Source organism: Streptomyces sp. NPDC013187 (assembly GCF_042899705.1).
GTDB classification, from domain to species: Bacteria; Actinomycetota; Actinomycetes; order Streptomycetales; family Streptomycetaceae; genus Streptomyces; species Streptomyces hawaiiensis_A.
On the sequence record NZ_JBIBAF010000019.1, the window covers coordinates 40,493 to 61,178 of the forward strand.

The 20,686-nt window shown below is 71.8% G+C and carries 20 protein-coding genes; 11 read left to right on the plus strand and 9 right to left on the minus strand.

Features of this window, described 5'->3' with window-relative positions; genetic code table 11:
* Positions 1-36: 36 nt before the first annotated feature.
* The gene (locus ACFY5B_RS33210) at positions 37-1,218 is read left to right on the plus strand and encodes a threonine aldolase family protein (RefSeq protein WP_389976854.1); all 1,182 of its coding nucleotides are present in this window, start codon (positions 37-39) and stop codon (positions 1,216-1,218) included.
* On the opposite strand, the gene ACFY5B_RS33215 is transcribed toward ACFY5B_RS33210, so the two are convergent.
* The gene (locus tag ACFY5B_RS33215) at positions 1,211-1,414 is read right to left on the minus strand and encodes a hypothetical protein (protein ID WP_389976857.1); all 204 of its coding nucleotides are present in this window, start codon (positions 1,412-1,414) and stop codon (positions 1,211-1,213) included. The genes ACFY5B_RS33210 and ACFY5B_RS33215 overlap by 8 nt on opposite strands.
* 159 nt (positions 1,415-1,573) lie before the next feature.
* Between ACFY5B_RS33215 and ACFY5B_RS33220 the strand changes: the two genes are divergently transcribed.
* Positions 1,574-2,680, plus strand: a complete 1,107-nt coding sequence (locus tag ACFY5B_RS33220) for a DUF5937 family protein (protein ID WP_389976860.1) — start codon at positions 1,574-1,576, stop codon at positions 2,678-2,680.
* 210 nt (positions 2,681-2,890) lie between these two features.
* Here ACFY5B_RS33220 and ACFY5B_RS33225 read toward each other — a convergent pair whose 3' ends face one another.
* The gene (locus ACFY5B_RS33225) at positions 2,891-3,559 is read right to left on the minus strand and encodes a response regulator (protein ID WP_389976863.1); all 669 of its coding nucleotides are present in this window, start codon (positions 3,557-3,559) and stop codon (positions 2,891-2,893) included.
* Between the two features lie 64 nt (positions 3,560-3,623).
* Positions 3,624-4,817: a sensor histidine kinase gene (locus ACFY5B_RS33230; RefSeq protein WP_389976866.1), complete on the minus strand. Its 1,194-nt coding sequence runs from the start codon at positions 4,815-4,817 to the stop codon at positions 3,624-3,626.
* Between the two features lie 118 nt (positions 4,818-4,935).
* On the opposite strand from ACFY5B_RS33230, the gene ACFY5B_RS33235 reads away from it, so the two are divergent.
* Complete coding sequence (locus tag ACFY5B_RS33235; protein WP_389976869.1) at positions 4,936-5,961, plus strand: SAM-dependent methyltransferase; 1,026 nt, start codon at positions 4,936-4,938, stop codon at positions 5,959-5,961.
* 24 nt (positions 5,962-5,985) lie between these two features.
* On the opposite strand, the gene ACFY5B_RS33240 is transcribed toward ACFY5B_RS33235, so the two are convergent.
* The gene (locus ACFY5B_RS33240) at positions 5,986-7,137 is read right to left on the minus strand and encodes an NADH-quinone oxidoreductase subunit D (protein WP_389976872.1); all 1,152 of its coding nucleotides are present in this window, start codon (positions 7,135-7,137) and stop codon (positions 5,986-5,988) included.
* Positions 7,138-7,168: 31 nt separating this feature from the next.
* Between ACFY5B_RS33240 and ACFY5B_RS33245 the strand changes: the two genes are divergently transcribed.
* Positions 7,169-7,699, plus strand: a complete 531-nt coding sequence (locus ACFY5B_RS33245; protein WP_389976875.1) for a PH domain-containing protein — start codon at positions 7,169-7,171, stop codon at positions 7,697-7,699.
* Positions 7,696-9,030 carry a PH domain-containing protein gene (locus tag ACFY5B_RS33250; RefSeq protein WP_389976878.1) on the plus strand — a complete coding sequence of 445 codons (1,335 nt, stop codon included), beginning with the start codon at positions 7,696-7,698 and terminating at the stop codon, positions 9,028-9,030. Before ACFY5B_RS33245 ends, ACFY5B_RS33250 begins: the two co-directional genes overlap by 4 nt.
* 58 nt (positions 9,031-9,088) lie before the next feature.
* Here the strand turns inward: ACFY5B_RS33250 and ACFY5B_RS33255 are convergent, their stop codons facing one another.
* Positions 9,089-10,327, minus strand: a complete 1,239-nt coding sequence (locus tag ACFY5B_RS33255) for a coiled-coil domain-containing protein (protein WP_389976881.1) — start codon at positions 10,325-10,327, stop codon at positions 9,089-9,091.
* Positions 10,328-10,462: 135 nt separating this feature from the next.
* Positions 10,463-11,581, minus strand: a complete 1,119-nt coding sequence (locus ACFY5B_RS33260; protein ID WP_389976883.1) for an alpha/beta hydrolase — start codon at positions 11,579-11,581, stop codon at positions 10,463-10,465.
* Positions 11,582-11,812: 231 nt separating this feature from the next.
* On the opposite strand from ACFY5B_RS33260, the gene ACFY5B_RS33265 reads away from it, so the two are divergent.
* The 6 genes from ACFY5B_RS33265 to ACFY5B_RS33290 all read left to right on the plus strand — a co-directional run bounded on the left by ACFY5B_RS33265 (position 11,813) and on the right by ACFY5B_RS33290 (position 16,858).
* Entirely contained in the window at positions 11,813-13,648 is a 1,836-nt protein-coding gene (locus ACFY5B_RS33265; RefSeq protein ID WP_389976886.1) for a phosphatidylglycerol lysyltransferase domain-containing protein, read from the plus strand.
* 71 nt (positions 13,649-13,719) lie between these two features.
* Positions 13,720-14,601, plus strand: coding sequence for a dihydropteroate synthase (gene folP / locus ACFY5B_RS33270; RefSeq protein ID WP_389976889.1), 882 nt, complete (start codon positions 13,720-13,722; stop codon positions 14,599-14,601).
* Positions 14,598-15,104: a nuclear transport factor 2 family protein gene (locus tag ACFY5B_RS33275; protein WP_344461005.1), complete on the plus strand. Its 507-nt coding sequence runs from the start codon at positions 14,598-14,600 to the stop codon at positions 15,102-15,104. Before folP ends, ACFY5B_RS33275 begins: the two co-directional genes overlap by 4 nt.
* 238 nt (positions 15,105-15,342) lie before the next feature.
* Positions 15,343-15,702: a dihydroneopterin aldolase gene (gene folB, locus ACFY5B_RS33280; protein ID WP_389976892.1), complete on the plus strand. Its 360-nt coding sequence runs from the start codon at positions 15,343-15,345 to the stop codon at positions 15,700-15,702.
* Positions 15,699-16,310: a 2-amino-4-hydroxy-6-hydroxymethyldihydropteridine diphosphokinase gene (folK, locus tag ACFY5B_RS33285; protein WP_389976895.1), complete on the plus strand. Its 612-nt coding sequence runs from the start codon at positions 15,699-15,701 to the stop codon at positions 16,308-16,310. Before folB ends, folK begins: the two co-directional genes overlap by 4 nt.
* Positions 16,311-16,369: 59 nt before the next feature.
* Positions 16,370-16,858 (plus strand): DUF3180 domain-containing protein, encoded by a 489-nt coding sequence (locus ACFY5B_RS33290; protein WP_389976898.1) that lies wholly within the window; start codon positions 16,370-16,372, stop codon positions 16,856-16,858.
* Between the two features lie 524 nt (positions 16,859-17,382).
* Here ACFY5B_RS33290 and ACFY5B_RS33295 read toward each other — a convergent pair.
* From ACFY5B_RS33295 to ftsH, 3 genes are all read right to left on the minus strand, one after another.
* A complete protein-coding gene (locus tag ACFY5B_RS33295) occupies positions 17,383-17,688 on the minus strand; it encodes a hypothetical protein (RefSeq protein WP_389976901.1) in 306 nt (101 codons plus the stop codon).
* Positions 17,689-17,755: 67 nt separating this feature from the next.
* Positions 17,756-18,361 (minus strand): GTP cyclohydrolase I FolE, encoded by a 606-nt coding sequence (folE, locus tag ACFY5B_RS33300; RefSeq protein ID WP_389976904.1) that lies wholly within the window; start codon positions 18,359-18,361, stop codon positions 17,756-17,758.
* A gap of 127 nt (positions 18,362-18,488) precedes the next feature.
* On the minus strand, positions 18,489-20,531 hold the full coding sequence (gene ftsH, locus ACFY5B_RS33305; protein WP_389977088.1) for an ATP-dependent zinc metalloprotease FtsH: 2,043 nt from the start codon (positions 20,529-20,531) through the stop codon (positions 18,489-18,491).
* Between the last annotated feature and the right edge of the window lie 155 nt (positions 20,532-20,686).

Sequence of the window (20,686 nt, forward strand, 5' to 3'; positions counted from 1 at the left end):
TGCCCCGCCGCCCGTCCACGGGGCAGGATCCGGGGCATGAGCGACACGGCGGAACGCGACGACCGGGTGACGGACGAGGACCGGGTCGCGCGGCTGCGCGAGCGGCGGCTGGCCGCCCATCACAGGGCCCGGCGCGTGTTCGCGCGCTTCGGCTTCCACCAGACCCTCCGGGAGCGCCTGGCGCTGCTGGAGGAGGCGGCGGCCGTCCACGACCTCGACCGGTTGTCCGACGTGTACGGCGACGGTGTGGTCGAGGCGCTGGAGACGAAGGTCGCCGCGCTGCTCGGCACCGAGGCCGCCGCGTTCTTCCCGACGGGCACGATGGCCCAGCAGGTGGCCCTGCGCTGCTGGGCGGGCCGCACCGGGAACCCGACCGTCGCCCTGCACGCGCTCAGCCATCCCGAGGTGCACGAGCGGAACGCCTTCAGCGAGGTCGGGCGGCTGCGCCCGGTGCGGCTGACGAGCGAGCCCCGGCTGCCGACCGCCGACGAGGTGCGCGACTTCGAGGAGCCCTTCGGGGCGCTGATGCTCGAACTGCCCCTCAGGGACGCCGGTTTCGTCCTGCCCGCCTGGGAGGAACTCACCGCGGTCGTCGAGGCCGCGCGGGAACGGGACGCGGTGGTGCACTTCGACGGGGCCCGCCTGTGGGAGTCCACCGTCCACTTCGGCCGCCCGCTGGAGGAGATCGCGGGCCTGGCCGACAGCGTCTACGTGTCGTTCTACAAGGCTCTGGAGGCTTTCGGCGGCGCGGCGCTCGCGGGCCCGAAGGAGCTCGTCGAGGAGGCGAAAACCTGGCGGCACCGGTACGGCGGGACGGTCTTCCAGCAGTTCCCCACGGTGCTGTCGGCGCTGGTCGGGCTGGAGCGGCAGCTGCCCCGGCTGCCGGAGTACGTGGCCCACGCGCGCGTGGTGGCCGCCGCGATGCGCGAGGCGTTCGCGGCGGCCGGGGTGCCGTGGGCGCGCGTGCACCCGGAGGTGCCGCACACCCACGACTTCCAGGTGTGGCTGCCGTACGAGCCGGACGTCCTCGCGGAGGCGTCGGTCCTCATGGCCGAGGAGACGGGGGTCGTCCTGTTCGGCAATGGCTGGGACCGGGGCGGCCCCGGGCTGGCGCTCACGGAGGTGCATGTGCGGGCCGACGGGCTGCAGTGGAGTGCCGAGGACGTGAAGGCGGCGGTGGCGGAGTTCGTGACCCGGCTGCCGGATCAGGTCAGGTAGGGCGCCGCCGCCACCGCCTCAGGGCGTCCAGGAGCCCTCGGCGGGCAGGGCGGCCCGCGAGGGCGGCACGGAAGTGCCGTTCGTCGCGCCACTCCCGCACGACCTTCCAGTCGTCGGTGCCGGGGGCGGGCGGGCCGGGCTCGCCGAGGGACCGGGCGCGGTAGGTGTCGAGGAGGTACTGCTGCGTGATGCTCATGGTGAATCGCCTCTGTGGGACGGGGTGATGGAGGTCCGAAGGCTCCGCGGCTGCCCCGGTGGTCCCACCGTGCGTCCGGACCGGGAACGGCGTCGCGTCGATTGACGAGGCCCGTCAATCGACGGGGGCGTTGTCGGTGGCCGGGTGCACCATGAGGGCATGAGCGTGCACATCGACATCGAGGGGCTGCAGCCCGAGGCGGTCGCCGTCGTGCCGTCGCCCCTGGCCGAGCTCGGCATGGCCCTGCACGCGCTGTCCGAACCGGCGCACCACCCGGGCCTGCAGGGCTGGGTGACGGGGGTGACGGCCCGGCTCGACCCGCACTTGGCCGACCGGATGTGCGAGGCGGACTTCCTGTGGCGGACGACGTTCTCGGATCTGTTCCTGCCCTGGGCGGGCCTGCCGGACCGGCGCACGCTGCCGGGCGCGACCCTCGCCGAGGAGCTGGACCAGCTCGACAAGCTTTCCGACGAGCAGTTCGTGGACGCGGCCCTGGAGTTCACCTGTGGCACCGGCTACGGCGAGTCCGAAGCGACGGCGCTGTCCGACCCGGAGACGCGCCGCCGGGCACTGGAACTGGCCGCCGCGCGCGGGCCGCGTCAACTGCGCTTCGGTGAGCGGCTGCTGGCGGACCCGCCCAGGACCCGGGCCTGGCTGCGGCAGTTCCTGCGGGACTGCGAGGAGGCGTTCTTCGCGGAGGCCTGGGCCCGGCTGCGCCACCAGCTCGCGGCCGATGCCCGCCACAAGACGGACCTGCTGCGGCGCAAGGGCCTGGCCGAGGGTCTGGCCGCGGTGTCGCCGGCGATCACGCTCGACACCGCCGGCACCCGGATCACGGTCGACAAGCTGGGCGACGGCCGTACGACCACGGGCGACGGCGGCCTGCTGCTCGTCCCCACGAGTCTCGGCTGGCCGCATCTGATGGTCCTGCACCGGTACGGCTGGCAGCCGGTGCTGCACTACCCGGTGGGCTCCCCGGAGCTCGCCGCACCGCAGACGGTCGAACAGCTGGCCCTGCGGATGACCGCACTGTCCCATCCGGTGCGGATGCGTATGTGCCGCCACCTGGCCCGCAGCGCGCACACCACCAGCGAGCTGGCGCAGGTGCTCGGCATGACGGCCCCGGAGATATCCCGGCATCTGGCCGTGCTGAAGAAGGCTGGCCTGATCACCACCCGCCGCCGCGGCCGCTACGTGCTGCACCAGCTGGACGTGACGGTGGTGGCCCGGCTGGGCAGCGAGTTCCTGGAAGGCATCCTCAGGTAACCGGCCCGCGCCGACGGGCCGGCATGGCCGGGGCGCAGCAGCCCGGCCGGCACGGCAAGGTCAGCGCCGCCGGGGCAGCACAGCCCCGACGGGCCGGCATGGCCGGGGCGCAGCAGCCCGGCCGGCACGGCAAGGTCAGCGCCGCCGGGGCAGCACAGCCCGGCCGGCACGGACGGGTCAGCGCTACCGGGGCGGCACAGCCCGGTCGGGTCAGCCGTGCCGCCCGGCCCGCACCAGCCCCGTCTCGTAGGCCAGCACCACGACCTGCACCCGGTCCCTGAGCCCGAGCTTGGTCAGGATGCGGCCCACGTGCGTCTTCACGGTCGCCTCCGACAGCACCAGCCGCGCCGCGATCTCGCCGTTGGACAGACCCTGCGCGACCAGCACCATGACCTCGCGCTCACGGTCGGTGAGCCGCTCCAGCTCCTTGAGCCGGGGCTGCTGGGTGCCCGGCAGCATCGGTGCGAAGCGGTCCAGCAGCCGCCGGGTGGTGGAGGGCGCGACGACCGCGTCCCCGCTGTGCACGGCCCTGATCGCGGTCAGGAGCTCGGCCGGCGGGACGTCCTTGAGCATGAAGCCGGAGGCGCCCGCCTTCAGCCCGGAGAAGGCGTACTCGTCGAGGTCGAAGGTGGTCAGGATGAGCACCTTCGGCGGGTCGGTGTCCGCGCAGATCCGGCGGGTCGTCTCCACCCCGTCGAGCTTCGGCATGCGGACGTCCATCAGCACCACGTCGACCTCGGTCGTCCGCAGTTCCCGGAGGGCCTCGACGCCGTCGCCCGCCTCCGCCACGACCTCCATGTCCGGCTGGGCGGCGAGCACCATCCGGAACCCGGTGCGCAGCAGCACCTGGTCGTCGACGAGCATCACGCGGATCGTCATCGGGCCTCTTCCATGTCGGGTCGTCTCAAGGGGCGTTACAGGTGTCAGCGAGGGGCGTACGGAGTCAGTGCGCGGGTTTGAGCGGCAGCAGGGCACTGATGCGGAATCCTCCGCCCGGGCGCGGGCCCGCGTCCAGGGTGCCGCCGACCATACCGACCCGCTCGCGCATGCCGATCAGACCGTGGCCCTGGCCGTCGAACCCGCCCTCCTCGTACAGCTCGTGCGGGGCGCCCTTGCCGTCGTCCTCGACGAGCAGGCCGAGGCCGTCGTCGAAGTAGACCAGCCGCACGCTCGCGCCCGCGTTGGGCCCGCCGTGCTTGCGGGTGTTGGTGAGCGCCTCCTGCACGATGCGGTAGGCGGTGAGCTCGACGCCGCTGGGCAGCGGACGGGGCGTGCCCTCGATCTTGAAGTCGACGGGCAGTCCGTGTCCGCGGCACTGCTCGACGAGGTCCTCGATCTGCTGGACGTCGGGCTGTGGCACGTACTCGCCGGCCTCCTGGTGCTCGCCGGTGCGCAGCACGCCGAGCAGGCGGCGCATCTCGGCGAGGGCCTGGCGGCCGGTGGAGGAGATGGTCTCCAGGGCCTTCTTCGCCTGGTCGGGCGCGGCGTCCAGGACGTAGGCGGCACCGTCGGCCTGGACCACCATCACCGAGACGTTGTGCGCGACGACGTCGTGCAACTCGCGCGCGATCCGGGCCCGTTCGGCGGCGACGGCGACCTTGGACTGTGCCTCGCGCTCCTTCTCCAGGCGGGCGGCCCGCTCCTCCAGCTGCGCGAAGTAGGCGCGGCGGGTGCGGATGGAGTCACCGAGCACCCAGGCGAGGGCGAAGGGAACGGTCTGGAGTACCGCCAGGGCGATGTCGCCCGCGATCCCCGTCTGCTCGTTCGACCAGCGCAGCTGGGCCAGGGGGGCCGCGCACAGGCCGGCGACCAGCGCGAAGCGGGAGGCCCAGCGGGCCCCTTCCGCCGCGACGGTGTAGACGATCACCAGCATGGCGAAGTCGGCGGGCAGGATCGCGACGTCCGTGACCAGCTGCGCCACGCCGACCGCCGCCGCGAGCAGCAGCATCTTCTCCGGCATCCGGCGGCGCAACGCGACCACCAGGCTCAGCAGCACCGTGATCGGGACGACCACGGACCAGGGGCCGATCCGCTCGCCCGCCGCCCCGCCCAGCACCGAAATCCCGAGGAGGACGACGGCCCAGGTGCCGTCGACCCACGTCGGGTGCCTGCGGAGGAAGTCATAGAGGCGCTGCACGTAACCCAGCGTAGGGAAGTGCGATAGGTGCAGGGGTCAACCGGAGGGCCGATCCGCGCCGGCCGCGCGTACTCCGCAAGGTGGAGTTGCGTTCGTTGTGTCCACATAGCCTGGCCCGATGACGGCAGGGACGAGGGGCGAGTGGCGCGGGTGGCATGGGTGGCGCGGGTGGCGTGCGGCGGCGCAGGACGCGCTGTACGCGCCGGGGGGCTTCTACCGGAGTGTGGAGGGACCGGCCGGGCATTTCCGGACGTCCGTGCACACGTCGCCGCTGTTCGCGGGAGCCGTGGCCCGGCTGCTGTGCCGGGTCGACGAGGCGCTGGGGCGGCCCGCGGTGCTGGACTTCGTCGACATGGCGGCCGGGCGGGGTGAGCTGACGAGCGGGGTGATCGCCGCCCTCCCCGCCGACGTGGCGGCACGTACGCGCGCGTACGCCGTCGAGATCGCCGAGCGGCCCGCGGGGCTCGATCACCGGATCGAGTGGCTGGCCAGGCCCCCGGAGGAGACGACCGGGCTGCTTTTCGCCAACGAGTGGCTCGACAACGTGCCCGTGGAGGTCGCGGAGGTGGACGCCGCGGGCGTCCCACGGCTGGTCATGGTCCGGGAGGACGGGACCGAGCGGCTCGGGGAGCCGGTGGGCGGGGTGTCGGCGCGGTGGCTGGAGCGGTGGTGGCCGCTGTCCGGCGAGGAGGGGCTGCGCGCCGAGATCGGTCTGCCCCGGGACGAGGCCTGGGCCGCCGCGGTGGCGACGCTCGGGCGGGGGCTCGCGGTGGCCGTGGACTACGCGCACACGGCGGACACCCGCCCGCCGTTCGGCACCCTCACCGGGTTCCGGGAGGGCCGCGAGACCACACCCGTCCCGGACGGCTCCTGCGACATCACGGCCCATGTGGCCCTGGACGCGTGCGCGCTGCCCGGCGGCCGCGTGCTGCCCCAGCGCGAGGCACTGCACGCCCTGGACGTGACCGGCGCACGCCCCCGGCTCGCACTGGCCTCCACCGACCCCGCCGCCTACGTACGCGCCCTCGCGAGCGCCGGTGAGGCCGCCGAGCTCACCGCGCCGGGCGGGCTGGGCGACTTCGGCTGGCTGGTGCAGCCCGTCGGCGTCGAGGACCCCTTCCAGGCGCTGGAGGACCCCTCCTAGGCGCTGGAAGGCCCCTTCCAGGCGCTATTTGTCGATGTCTCCGACCACGAAGAACATCGACCCCAGGATCGCCACCATGTCCGCGACCAGCGTCCCCGGCAGCAGCTCCGTCAGCGCCTGGATGTTGTTGTACGACGCCGAGCGCAGCTTCAGCCGGTACGGAGTCTTCTCGCCCTTGCTGACGAGGTAGTAGCCGTTGATGCCGAGCGGGTTCTCGGTCCAGGCGTACGTGTGGCCCTCGGGTGCCTTCAGGACCTTCGGGAGCCGCTGGTTGACCGGCCCGGGCGGCAGCTCGGCCAGCCGGTCGAGGCACGCGTCGGCCAGGTCCAGCGCGTTGTGCGTCTGCTCCAGGAGGCACTCGAAGCGGGCGAGGCAGTCGCCCTCCTGGCGGGTGACCACCTTCAGGACACCGGCCAGTTCGCCGTAGGCGAGGTACGGCTCGTCCCGGCGCAGGTCGAAGTCGACGCCCGAGGCGCGTCCGATCGGCCCGCTGACCCCGTAGGCGTGCACGGCCTCCGGCGAGAGGGTGCCGACGCCCCGGGTGCGGCCCCGGAAGATCTCGTTGCCGAGCACCAGGTCGTCGAAACGGTCCATCCGCGAGCGCACGTCGGCGACGGAGGCACGCGCGCGCGTGGTCCACCCGGCCGGCAGGTCCTCCTTGAGGCCGCCCACGCGGTTGAACATGTAGTGCATCCGCCCGCCGGAGATCTCCTCCATGACGTGCTGGAGCTCCTCGCGCTCCCGGAAGGCGTAGAAGATCGGGGTGATGCCGCCGAGCTCCAGCGGATAGGAGCCGAGGAACATCAGGTGGTTCAGCACCCGGTTCAGCTCGGCGAGCAGCGTGCGCAGCCACACCGCGCGCTCGGGCACCTCCATGCCGAGCATCCGCTCCACGGCGAGGACGACGCCCAGCTCGTTGGAGAACGCCGACAGCCAGTCGTGGCGGTTGGCGAGCATGATGATCTGGCGGTAGTCGCGCGCCTCGAACAGCTTCTCCGCGCCGCGGTGCATGTACCCGATCACCGGCTCCGCGCTCCTGATGCGCTCGCCGTCCAGGACGAGCTTCAGCCGCAGCACGCCATGGGTGGACGGGTGCTGCGGTCCGATGTTGAGCACCATGTCGGTGCTCTCCGCGGCGCCGCCGATTCCGACCATGGTCTCCGTCGTGGGAGTCATGGACACAGTCTCTCCTACGTACGCTGGCCCCATGGATACGGGGAGTCCGCACGAGGTGGGGCCGGACGGGACACAGGGCACGGCCGAGGCGGCCGGGGGTGAGCCGGTGTGGATCGCGCTGCCGCCCGGTCTGCTGAGGATGCGCCGGCTGCTGCTGGTCGTGTGGCTCGGGCTGATCGCCCTGGCGGCCGGACTGCTGCCGGGGCTGCTGGCGGGCCCCGCCTGGGCCGCCTTCGCCCTGCCGCCACTGGCCCTGCTGGCGTGGAGCTGGGTGATGATCGAGCGCAACTGGCGTTCCTGGCGGTACGCCGAGCGTGCCGACGACCTGCTGATCAGCCGGGGCGTGCTGTGGCGCGAGGAGACGGTCGTGCCGTACGGGCGGATGCAGCTGGTCGAGGTCACGTCCGGGCCCGTCGAGCGGCACTTCGGGCTGGCCAGCGTGCAGCTGCACACGGCCGCCGCGGCCACCGACGCGACCATCCCGGGCCTGGACCCGGCCGAGGCGGAACGGCTGCGCGACCGGCTCACCGAGCTGGGCGAAGCCCGGTCGGCGGGGCTGTGACGGCGCCGGAGGCCGCCGAGGCCTCGGAGGCCGCCGCCGAGGTGACCGAGCGGCGGCTGCACCCCGTCACGCCGCTGCGGCGCGCCTGGGCACCGGTCGCGGTGCTCATCGGCTGGGCCGTGCACGACCCCGACGGGGCACAGCGCCATCTGACCCGGCTGACCACGACCACGCTGCTGATCGGCCTGGCCGTGCTCGTACCGGCCGCCGCCCTCTACGGCTTCTGCTCCTGGTGGTTCACGCACTTCGCGGTGACGGGGACCGAACTGCGCATCCGCACCGGGCTCGTGTTCCGGCGCACCGCGCACATCCGGCTGGAGCGGATCCAGGCCGTCGACGTCACCCAGCCGCTGCTGGCCCGGGTCGCGGGCGTCGCCAAGCTCAGACTCGACGTCATAGGCGCCGACAAGAAGGACGAGCTGGCCTTCCTCGGCGCGGACGAGGCACGGGCACTGCGGGCCGAACTGCTCGCCCGGGCAGCCGGTTTCGCACCCGAGACCGCGCACGAGATCGGCGAGGCCCCGTCCCGGCAGCTGCTGCGGGTGCCGCCGGGCGTGCTCGCCCTGTCTCTGGTGCTGACGGGCGCCACCTGGATGTCACTGGCCGCGGCGCTCGTCGTCCCGCCGGTGCTGTGGCTGGTCACCCACAGCCTGTGGACGATCCTCGCGGTCGCCCTGCCGTTGCTGGGCGCGGCGGGCGCGAGCAGCGTGGGACGGTTCGTCGCCGAGTACGACTGGACGGTGGGTGAGTCGCCCGACGGGCTGCGCATCGACCACGGGCTGCTGGACCGGGCCCACGAGACGGTTCCGCCCGGGCGCGTGCAGAACGTGCGGATCGTGGAACCGCTGCTGTGGCGGCGGCGCGGCTGGGTGCGTGTGGAGCTGGACGTGGCCGGTTCGTCCAACTCCGTGCTGGTGCCGGTCGCTCCGCGCGAGATCGCCGAGGACGTCGTCGCGCGCGTGCTTCCGGGGGTGACCGTGCCGGGGCCCGCGGCCCTGTCGCCGGCGCCGCGCAGCGCCCGCTGGTGCGTGCCGCTGTGGTGGCGCGGATACGGACTCGCCGTCACGGACGCGGTGTTCGCGGCCCGGTCCGGTCTGCTGCGAAGGAGCCTGGCGCTGGTGCCGCACGCCAAGGTGCAGAGCGTGCGGATGACGCAGGGGCCATGGGAACGGGCTCGGGGCGTCGCCGACGTGTGTGTGGACACGGGCGCGAACAAGACGGTGCGGGCCCGGCTGCGGGACGCCGGTGAGGCGCGCGAGCTGCTGGCGGCACAGGCGGAGCGGTCCCGCACGGGACGCAGGGACGCGCGGCCGGACCGCTGGATGGTGTGACCGTCCGAACGCCGAGGGCCCCCGGCCGTAGCCGAGGGGCCCTCGATCGGAACGAGCGTCAGGACACCGCGCTGCGCAGCCCCTGTACGTCGATCTGCTCCGTCTCGTCGTGCGCCGTCAGGTCGATGACCTGGCCGATGCCGCGCGACTCCTCGTCGGCCGGCTTGTAGTGGGCCTCGGTCTCGGCCTTGTGCAGGGCGAGCGCCTCCTGGCCGACGACATCGGCGAGGTCCTCGTTCTGCACGGCCTCCAGGGCCGCCCGGGACGTACCGGCCTTCGTGCCGAAGAAGTCGAACCCGTCCCCGGCCGGCGGACGCCGCACCGGCGACTGCGGCGGGACGGCCACGGCGGTCGGGACGGTGTAGTGCCCGGAGAGCCGGCCGGCGGGCTGCTCGGCCCGCGCGGGCTCGGGGAGTTGGCCGGTCCCGTCGCCCGGCACGGACGTCTCGGCGGTCGTGCGCTCGTGCCCGTCGTCCGCCTCGGACGGCCCCTGCGCCTCGTCCTCCGGCGCCTGCTGTTCCGCCTGCTCCTGCTCCTGCTCCTGCTCCTGCTCCTGCTCCTGCTCCTGCTCCGGCTCCTGCTCCGGCTCCTGCTCCGCGTCCTTCGGCGCGCCATCGCCGTCGCCGCCGCCGTCCGGGTCCGGAACCGTCTCACCGTCGAACCGGGCGAGTGCGGCCGCGGCACGCAGGAACAGCCGGGAACCCTCCGGCGAGAACACGGCGGGAACCGCGGGCTGCTCCTCGGCGCCGAGAGCGGCAGGCGCGGTAGGCGCCTCGTCCGGCTCCGGCGAAGCCGCCACCTCGTCCGACGCCCCTGACGGCAGCGCGGCCCGGACCGGAGCCGTCGCCTCTATCTCGAGAACCCGGCGATCCTCCAGGACGCTCGCGCGTTCCGCCTCCGCCGTGGCGTACCGGCGCAGCAGCGCGGCGTGCTCGTTGCGCAGTCCGGCCAGTTCCGTGCGCTTGGCACGCAGCCGCTGCTCCAGCTTCCCGCGCAGCTCGCGCGACTCCTCGAGGGCGGCCTCCAGTTCGGCCACGCGTTCCTCGAAGCGCCACTCGTCGCTCGCACGCGCGCGCGTGAGGTCGGCGACGCGCTTGCCCGCCTGGGTGTCCCAACGGCGCAGCACCACCGCGCCGATGACCGCCGTCGCCGCCGCGGCGGCGGCCAGACCGCGGAGCAGCATCGGCTCCGTGAACACCCAGGGCCCCAGGGCGCAGACGAGGGAGACGCCTGCGATCGCCGACGGGGGCAGCATCCTGTGCAGGGGCGGGGAATGGCGGTGACGTCCACGTGGCATGGCCAGAAACTTACCGCGCGTAGGCGAATCATGGTGACCCACCCCGCAAAAACAAAGCCGTGCCGAAACGTTCACACCACTTCAGAACTCGGGAACAACCGGAATCGATCGCTCACCCAATTCCCAAGATCATTTTCAGGGCCCGGTCAGCCGCTCGCTCATCCACTCCAGCGCCGCCGGAATCTCGCGCCGCCAGGTGTTGAAGTTGTGCCCCCCGCTTTCCAGGATGATCGACGAGATCCGCGTCCGCCCGGTGCCCTCCACCCGCTCGATGAACCTCAGCGTGTCCTTGTAGTTGGTCTCTCCCTGTTTGCTGCTGCTGACCAGCAGGGACGTATCGGGAGCGGGCTCGTGCGCGAGGTACCACTGCAGGTCCGCGCGATTGCGCAGCGCCTTGTCGCCCTGGAAGAGGTCGCCTGTCGTGGCGTCGATCGGCGCCTTGTAGTAAGCCGACAGGCCGGCCCCGGCGGCGTACACACCGGGATGGTGCATGGCGATCTTCAACGCGCAGTAACCGCCCGTGGAGTTGCCGATGATGCCCAGACCGCCCGGCTTTTCGGCCACCCTGTACTGCGTGCGCATCGCCTCGGGGAGATCCTTCGCGAAGAACGACTCGGTCTGCGGACCGCCCGGGATGTCGACGCACTCGGTGTCCCGGGGCGGCGCCACCGTCGGCCGCAGCATCACGAGGATCATCGGCTTCGCCCGGCCCGCCCGGGCCAGTTCCAGAGCCGTACGCGGATAGCGGAGCTTCTCCACCAGCGCCGACGCCGTGCCCGGATAACCCGTCAGCACGACGGCGGTGGGAAACCGGTGGGCGCGATAGCGCGGTTGGAAGTACTCCGGCGGCAGATAGACGAACGCGGGCGTGGCGATGTGCGTCGTACGGCCCACGATGTCGACCCGCTGGATCCGGCCGCCCGTCTGCGGCAGCGCACCGCTCGCACCCGGCACCCGGCGCGAGCCGACCACCTCCAGCGGACCCCCGCCCCGCAGGTGGTCGACGACCACGCCCTGGTCCTTCTCCTGCCCGAACAGGTCCGCCCAGCTCGCGTAGAACCCGAAGGACTGGTTGGCGGCCAGGCCCACCGCGGCGAACAGCGCCACCTGGGTGCCCAGCAGCAGGGCGACCCGCCCGCTCACGGCACGCAGGCTGCGCCGGGCCAGCCGTGGCCACAGCCAGACCGTGCCGGCGAACAGCAGCACGGCGGACAGCACGGCCAGCCCCAGCACCTCGTTGCTCGTCAGACCCATGGATCGGTCACCTGTCCGCGCTCTCCGTCCGGACCCGTACCCCTCACACCTTCGCAAGGGCTTGTCCCGGACTTTCCTCGTCCTTTGAAACGGCTTTGACGTGGAGAGTGAACCTCTCTCCCCGAGACACCGTCCTAGAGGGCGCAATGTCGCCGGATGCCCGAATCGGCACCGGATCCAAGGTCTCTCGCAGAACTACGGGATGCGATGTCTGTCAGGACAGATGAGGAAATGTCGGGCGAGGTTCCGCGTCGCAGCAGCGGCACGGCCCGTCCGGGCCGGGTGAGCCGGATACTGAGCGGGCCACGCCCCGAGGCCGTCCCTGTCCTCGTCGGCAGAGCCTGCGCCCTGGTGGGCGTCCTGGACATCGCCGCGGGCGTCTTCCCGCGCTTCCGGCACAGCAGGATGCACGCCATCGCCGAGGTCCTGCCCGGCGCGCTCGGTCCGTTCGCGGCCGCCCTGTCCCTCAGCACCGGAGTGCTGTTGCTGCTGCTCGCCCACGGCCTCAAGCGCGGCAAGCGCCGGGCCTGGCGGGCCGCGGTGGCGCTCCTGCCCGCCGGGGCCGTCGCCCAGTTCACCTACCGGCACTCGCTGGTGGGCGTGCTGATCTCCCTGGTACTGCTGGCGCCCCTGCTGCGCCACCGCGACCAGTTCAACGCCCTGCCCGACCCGCGCAGCCGCTGGAAGGCCCTCGCCAACTTCGTGCTTATGAGCGCCGGTTCGCTCGCGCTCGGACTGCTCGTCGTCAGCGTCCACAGCGGGCGCATCGTCGGCGACCCCAGCCTCGCCGACCGCATCACCCACGTCATCTACGGCCTGTTCGGCTTCGAAGGCCCGGTCGACTACCGGGGCGACACCTCCTGGACCGTCGCCTTCTCACTCGGCGCCCTCGGCCTGCTCACCGCCGTCACCACCATCTACCTGGCCTTCCGCCCCGAGCACCCGGCCGCACAGCTCACCGAGGAGGACGAGGCCGCGCTGCGCGCCCTGCTGGAGAAGCACGGGCGCCGCGACTCCCTCGGCCACTTCGCGCTGCGCCGCGACAAGGCCGTCGTCTTCTCCCCCAGCGGCAAGGCGGCCGTCACCTACCGTGTCGTCTCCGGCGTGATGCTCGCCAGCGGCGACCCGATCGGCGACGTCGAGGCCTGGCCCGGCGCCATCGAACGGTTCATGGACGAGGCCAGGGCCCACTCCTGGACCCCCGCCGTCATGGGCTGCTCCGAGACCGGCGGCGAGGTGTGGACCCGCGAGACCGGGCTCGACGCCCTCGAACTGGGCGACGAGGCGGTGGTGGACGTCGCGGATTTCTCCCTCGCCGGCCGCGCGATGCGCAATGTGCGCCAGATGGTCAAGCGCATCGAGCGCGCCGGTTACGAAACCCGGGTACGACGTGTCCGTGACCTCGGCGAGGCCGAACTGGAGCGCGTCCGCCAGGCCGCCGACGACTGGCGCGGCACCGACACCGAACGCGGCTTCTCCATGGCGCTCGGCCGCGTCGGCGACCCCGCCGACGGCGACTGCCTCATCGCCACCGCCCACAAGCAGGACGAGCACCCCGGCCCCTACGGCGATCTGAAGGCGATCCTGCACTTCGTGCCGTGGGGCCCCGACGGCGTCTCCCTGGACCTGATGCGCCGTGACCGCTCGGCCGACCCCGGTATGAACGAACTGCTCATCGTGGCCGCCCTCCAGGCCGCCCCCAGGTTCGGCATCGCCCGTGTCTCCCTCAACTTCGCCATGTTCCGCGCGGCGCTGGCCCGCGGCGAGAAGATCGGCGCCGGCCCGGTGCTGCGCGCCTGGCGCGGGCTGCTGGTCTTCCTCTCCCGCTGGTTCCAGATCGAGTCCCTCTACAAGTTCAACGCCAAGTTCCAGCCGCGCTGGGAACCGCGCTTCGTCGTCTACCGCGCCTCCGCCGACCTGCCCCGCATCGGCTTCGCCGCCATGCAGGCCGAGGGCTTCGTCAACCTCGCCCTGCCCCTGCCGCGCTTCCTGCGCCGCCGGCGCTTCGCCGCCCCCCGCCCCTGCGCCCACGCCACCACGGCCGAACGCGACGTCCGGGCGGCATGAGACGCCCCCCGCCCGGGGCCGTCGCCGGGCCGCAGCGCCGGACGGCCCCCGCCGGGGCCTACGCTGAACATATGAGCAACCAGAGCGGACGCGGGCGCGTGGCGGGCCTACCGGAACGGGACCGCTGCGCGGTCATGGGAGTCGTGAACGTCACCCCCGACTCCTTCTCCGACGGCGGCCGCTTCTTCGACACCACGGCCGCCGTCAAACGCGGCCTCGGCCTGGTCACCGAGGGCGCGGACCTGGTCGACGTCGGCGGCGAGTCCACCCGCCCCGGCGCCACCCGGGTCGACGAGGACGAGGAGCTGCGGCGCGTCATCCCCGTCGTCCGCGGCCTGGCCTCCGAGGGCGTCACGGTCTCCGTCGACACCATGCGCGCCTCCGTCGCCGAACGGGCCCTCGCGTCCGGCGCCGCCCTGGTCAACGACGTCAGCGGCGGCCTCGCCGACCCCCGCATGATCCCGGCCGTCGCCGACGCCGGGGCCCCCTTCGTCGTCATGCACTGGCGCGGCTTCCTGCAGGGCGGCAACGTCAGGGGCGAGTACACCGACGTCGTCACCGAGGTCGTCGACGAACTCCACGCGCGCGTGGAGGCCGTCCTGGCCGGCGGCATCGCCCCCGACCGCGTCATCGTCGACCCCGGCCTCGGCTTCTCCAAGGACGCCGAGCACGACCTCGCCCTCCTCGCGGGCCTCGACCGGGTCCTCGCCCTCGGCCACCCGCTGCTCGTCGCCGCCTCCCGCAAACGCTTCCTCGGCCGGGTCCTCGCCGGCCCCGACGGCCCCCCGCCGCCCGCACGCGAACGCGACGCGGCCACCGCGGCCGTCTCCGCGCTCGCGGCGCACGCCGGCGCATGGGCGGTCCGTGTCCACGAGGTGCGCGCCACCGCGGACGCCGTACGGGTCGCCCGCGCCATCGAAGGAGCACGCACCGGCACAGAAGGAGCCCGGTGAGCGCCCCGCACACCGACGTCGAACAGGTCGAGGCCGCCAACACCGCCTTCTACGAGGCGCTGGAGCAGGGCGACTTCGAGGAACTGGCGTCGCTCTGGCTGACCCCCTCCGACCTGGGCGTCGACGAGTCTTACCACGACCCGGCCGACACCGGCGTGGTTTCCTGCGTGCACCCCGGCTGGCCCGTGCTCACCGGCCGCGGCGAGGTCCTCAGGTCGTACGCGCTGATCATGGCCAACACCGACTACATCCAGTTCTTCCTGACCGACGTGCACGTCTCGGTCACCGGCGACACCGCCCTGGTGACCTGCACGGAGAACATCCTCAGCGGCGGCCCCGCACCCGAGGGCGCCGGCGAGGAGCTCGGCCCGCTCGTCGGACAGCTCGTGGTCGCCACCAACGTGTTCCGGCGCACGCCCCAGGGGTGGAGGATCTGGTCGCACCACGCTTCCCCGGTCCTGGCGGAAACAGACGAGGACGAGCAGGACGACACCCCCGCCTGAGTGGGTACGCGCCAGGAAGTGGTTGGAATCACCTACGCCCGGGTAGGGGCGGCTACCAACCTGTGCACCGACGGGTTCCCCAGGGAAAACGCCGGATGAACCCTGCCGGGCCCGGCCACAGCCCCCACCCCGTGGCCCGGACCCGCCCGTGCGCGCAGGTAGATTCGAACCGAGGCCCGGTGTGCCGACCGCACACGGCACCCACCGGCCCTGACCGACGATTGCAGGAGTGATTCGCGTGGATCGTGTCGCGCTGCGCGGCCTGAAGGCCCGCGGGCACCACGGCGTGTTCCCCGAGGAACGCGCGGAGGGCCAGACCTTCATCGTGGACCTCGTCCTCGGCCTGGACACCCGACCGGCCGCGGCCGACGACGACCTGGCGAAGACCGTGCACTACGGCATCGTGGCGGAGGAGGTCGTGGCCGTCGTCCAGGGCGAGCCCGTCGACCTCATCGAAACCCTCGCCGAGCGCATCGCCCAGGCCTGTCTGAAGCACGAGGGAGTACAGGAGGTCGAGGTCTGCGTCCACAAGCCGGACGCCCCGATCACCGTCCCCTTCGACGACGTGACCGTCACCATCACCCGGAGCCGAGTATGACCGCGCCCTTCATCAAGGGTCCGACCGACCCGACCGTACAGCCGGTGCCCGCCTCCGTCGTCGAGAAGGTCGACGCCGCCGACACGACCCTGTCCAACCCCAAACGGGCCGTCGTCGCCCTCGGCTCCAACCTCGGCAACCGCCTGGAGACCCTCCAGGGAGCCATCGACGCCCTGGAGGACACGCCCGGCGTCCGCGTCAAGGGCGTCTCCCCGGTCTACGAGACCGAGCCCTGGGGCGTGGACCCCGGCAGCCAGCCCGCCTACTTCAACGCCGTCGTGGTCCTCAAGACCACCCTCCCGCCGTCCTCGCTCCTGGAGCGCGCGCACGCGGTCGAGGAGGCCTTCCACCGCGTCCGCGACGAGCACTGGGGACCCCGCACCCTCGACGTCGACATCGTCTCCTACGCCGATGTCGTCTCCGACGACCCGCAGCTCACCCTCCCCCACCCCCGGGCCCATGAACGCGCCTTCGTCCTGGCGCCCTGGCACGACCTGGACCCCGAGGCCCAGCTGCCCGGCCGCGGCCCCGTCGCCGGTCTCCTCGACATCGTCACCCGTGACGGGGTGGCGCCCCGCGAGGACCTGGAACTCCGGCTGCCCGAGTAGCCGTTAAGGTCAAGACGGCCGCGAACCGGGCCGGAAGCCGGGGGAACCGAAGGGACACCGTGAGAGAGCTGCGTATCCGGGTGCTGGCCGGCGTCTTCGTCGTGGCCGGAGTCCTGTCCTGGGCGGGCGCCCGCCTGTGGAACTCGGTCGGCACGCTCCCGAGCGTCCCGCTGGCCGCCCCCATCGTCCTGGCCGTGATCGCCGTGGTCCTGCTGGCCACGGCGCTCTCGATCCGCGCCCGACTGAAGGCCCAGCGCGAGCGCCGCCCCGAAGCGAAGGGCGTCGACCCCCTCATGGCGGCCCGCGCGGTCGTCTTCGGCCACGCCAGCGCCCTGGTCGCCGCCCTCGTCGCCGGCATGTACGGCGGCACCGGAGCCTTCCTCCTGGAATCCCTGGACATCCCCGCCCGCCGCGACCAGGCCATCTACGCCGGCTTCTCCGTCCTCGCCGGCATCGGCGTCATAGCGGCCGCCCTCTTCCTGGAACGCGTCTGCAAGCTCCCGGAGGACGACGAGAACGACGGCACGGGCGTGGCACCGACGGTCTGACACCGCTCGCGCTCACCACGACTGACGGGCGAGATGCCCGTTGACGAGGAAGCCGGGGTGGGGGGCGAGTCGGTAGCTGTAGAGGGTGCCGGAAGGTTCCCCTGCGGGCCCACTGGTCGGAGATGTACACGCGCGACGCGCGACCTGGCACGGAGTTCGGTGTGAACCGTGCACCGATGATCGCTGCCATCTCCCGTAGAAACGGAACGTCGCCGCTGACCACCACCCGCGCGTCCCGGTGTGTGCGGATCCGATGGCCGTCACCGTCCACGTAGCCGTCGAGGAAGCCTGCGAACATGACGTCGTCGCACAGCACGACCCGCGGGAAGCGCTGCCGCATGTGGTGCGCGTCGCCCCCCACACACTGCCGCAGAGCGTCAGAGAGGTACGACGACACCACTCGCACGCGGAACCCCGAGACGTCCCGCTCGAGAAACCCCGAGGGCCGCGTCACCGGTTCGAGACGCGCCGACAGCCCGGTGGCCTTGGTCAGACACGCGGCGTACCGCGACGCGAAGGACTCGTCATTGACGACGAGAGACACGTAGTTCTGCGTGCGTCCGGGCGATCATGGCGCCCCGGGCGTGGACTGCGGGAACCCAGCCCTCGGTCGTTCGCAGCTCCTGCTGCGAAGCGACGGTGAAAGTCAGACGGTCGGTGACCACGTCAACGACCTCACGCGCCTTGACGGCCGAGATTCCGACGACGGTCGTCTGCACGGTCCGCGTACCGTCCAGGCTCCACCGTTTCGAGCCCACCTCGACGTCACGGGCCTGACTGCCCCCACCGACCACGCTCACCAGCTGCTTGCTCGGCAGCCAACGCTCCACCGCGATCCCCCTGATCAGCGATCACCTCACTGATCAAGGACGGTATCGGGCACCACTGACAATCGGGTCAGCGCGCCAGTATCAGACTCATCGCCTCGGACCGGGTCGTTGCATCCCGAAGCTGGCCGCGGACCGCCGATGTCGTGGTCTTGGCCCCCGGCTTGCGAATGCCGCGCACGGACATGCACATGTGCTCCGCCTCGATCACGACGATGGCGCCCCGGGCCTCGAGGATCTTCATCAGCGAGTCGGCGATCTGCGTGGTGAGTCGTTCCTGCACCTGCGGCCGCCGGGCGAAAACCTCGACTAGACGGGCGAGCTTCGACAGACCGGTGATCTTGCCGGTCTCAGCCGGGATGTAACCCACATGGGCTACACCGTGGAATGGCAACAAATGATGTTCACAGAGGGAAACGATCTCGATGTCCTTCACCAGGACCATCTCGTCGTGCCCCAGGTCGAACGTCGTCGTCAGTACGTCCTCGGGCTCCTGCCGCAGCCCTGCGAGCAGCTCCCGATACGCCCGCGCCACCCGCGCCGGCGTCTCTCGGAGGCCCTCGCGGTCCGGGTCCTCGCCGACCGCGATCAGGAGCTCGCGTACGGCGTTCTCGGCGCGCTTCTCGTCGAACTCGCCGATCTGGCCGTCGCCGTCCAGCTTCACGGGGTCGGTCATCTGCTGCCTCGTTCCTGTGTCCTTCACGGGGCGGCCTGCGGAAATGGCGAAAAGCCGCGCCCCCCAGGCTAAAACCTGGGGGGCGCGGCATCCATTCCGGGGCAGGGGGCCGCCGGGAGAGCTCAGGTCAGCTCTCGGGGCGGTCCTCCGCGGTCCGCTCGGGCGCCGGGGCGGGCTCCGCCGTCGTGGTGCTCTTCGCGGTGGAGATGGCCGGCGTCGCGCCGTTCGCCCCGTTCGTCAGGGCCAGCTCCTTGGGGGAGAGGACCGGCGGGCGGGTGGACGGCGTACGGCGGGAGGAACCCGTCCAGGCAGGTCGCGGCGGGCGCTTGACGATCGGCGCGAAGATCTCGGCGATCTCCTCCTTGCCGAGCGTCTCCTTCTCCAGCAGCTGCAGCACGAGGTTGTCGAGGACGTCGCGGTTCTCGACGAGGATCTCCCAGGCCTCGTTGTGCGCCGTCTCGATGAGCTTCTTGACCTCTTCGTCCACGAGCGCGGCGACCTCTTCCGAGTAGTCGCGCTGGTGAGACATCTCACGGCCGAGGAAGGGCTCGGTGTTGTCGCCACCGAACTTGATCGCGCCGAGACGCTCGGTCATGCCGTACTGCGTGACCATCGCGCGGGCCAGACCGGTGGCCTTCTCGATGTCGTTGGCGGCACCCGTGGTCGGGTCGTGGAAGACGAGCTCCTCGGCCGCGCGGCCGCCCAGCATGTAGGCCAGCTGGTCCAGCATCTCGTTGCGCGTGGTCGAGTACTTGTCCTCGTCCGGCAGCACCATCGTGTAGCCGAGGGCGCGGCCCCTCGACAGGATCGTGATCTTGTGGACGGGGTCGGAGTTCGGTGAGGCCGCCGCGACCAGGGCGTGTCCGCCCTCGTGGTACGCGGTGATCTTCTTCTCCTTGTCCGACATGATCCGGGTCCGCTTCTGCGGGCCCGCGACCACACGGTCGATCGCCTCGTCCAGCATGTGGTTGTCGATCAGCTTCTGGTCGCTGCGGGCCGTCAGCAGGGCGGCCTCGTTCAGGACGTTGGCCAGATCGGCACCCGTCATGCCGGGCGTGCGGCGGGCCATGGCCGACAGGTCGACGTCGGGCGCGACCGGCTTTCCCTTCTGGTGGACCTTGAGGATCTCCAGACGGCCCTGCATGTCCGGGCGGTCGACGGCGATCTGCCGGTCGAAACGGCCGGGGCGCAGCAGCGCCGGGTCGAGGATGTCGGGCCGGTTCGTCGCGGCGATGAGGATCACGCCGCCCTTGACGTCGAAGCCGTCCATCTCGACGAGGAGCTGGTTCAGGGTCTGCTCGCGCTCGTCGTGACCGCCGCCGAGGCCGGCACCGCGGTGGCGGCCGACCGCGTCGATCTCGTCGACGAAGACGATCGCCGGGGCGTTCGCCTTGGCCTGCTCGAACAGGTCACGGACTCGGGAGGCACCGACACCGACGAACATCTCGACGAAGTCGGAACCGGAGATCGAGTAGAACGGGACGCCGGCCTCGCCCGCGACGGCACGCGCGAGCAGGGTCTTGCCGGTGCCGGGAGGCCCGTAGAGCAGGACGCCCTTGGGGATCTTGGCGCCGACGGCCTGGAACTTGGCCGGCTCCTGGAGGAACTCCTTGATCTCGTGGAGCTCCTCGACGGCCTCGTCGGATCCGGCGACGTCGGAGAAGGTGGTCTTGGGGGTGTCCTTGGTGATGAGCTTCGCCTTGGACTTCCCGAAGTTCATGACCCGGGAGCCGCCGCCCTGCATCTGATTCATCAGGAACAGGAACACGACCACGATCAGTACGAAGGGCAGCAGGGAGAGCAGGATGCCGACGAACGGGTTCTGCTTGGACGGCGAAACGGTGTAGCCGTCCGGGATCTGCTTGTCCTGGTACTTGTTCTGCAGCGTGTTGGCGAGGTCCACGCCTTGGGTGCCGATGTAGCTCGCCTGGATCTTCGAGCTGTCCTCGACCTTTACGCCGTCCTTGAGCGTGACCTTGATGATCGATTCGTCACCGGTGGTCAGCTTGGCCGACTCGACCTTGTTCTGGTTGATCGCCTGGACGACCTGGCCGGTGTCCACCGTCTTGTAGCCGCCGGACGAGCCGACGACCTGCATCAACACGACCACGGCAAGGACGGCCAGCACGATCCACATGACCGGCCCACGGAAGTATCGCTTCACGTCCATCCATACGGAGCGGTGCCGCCCCGTCCCTCCTGCCATAGTGAGTTTGATAAAGACTGTTCTTCGGACGGTACCCCAGCATTGTCACCTGAAGCCGCGTGGGACGGCTGGCGATCCGCCTACGCCTGCTCCAACGGCGGGAAGCCCGCTGGGGTTCC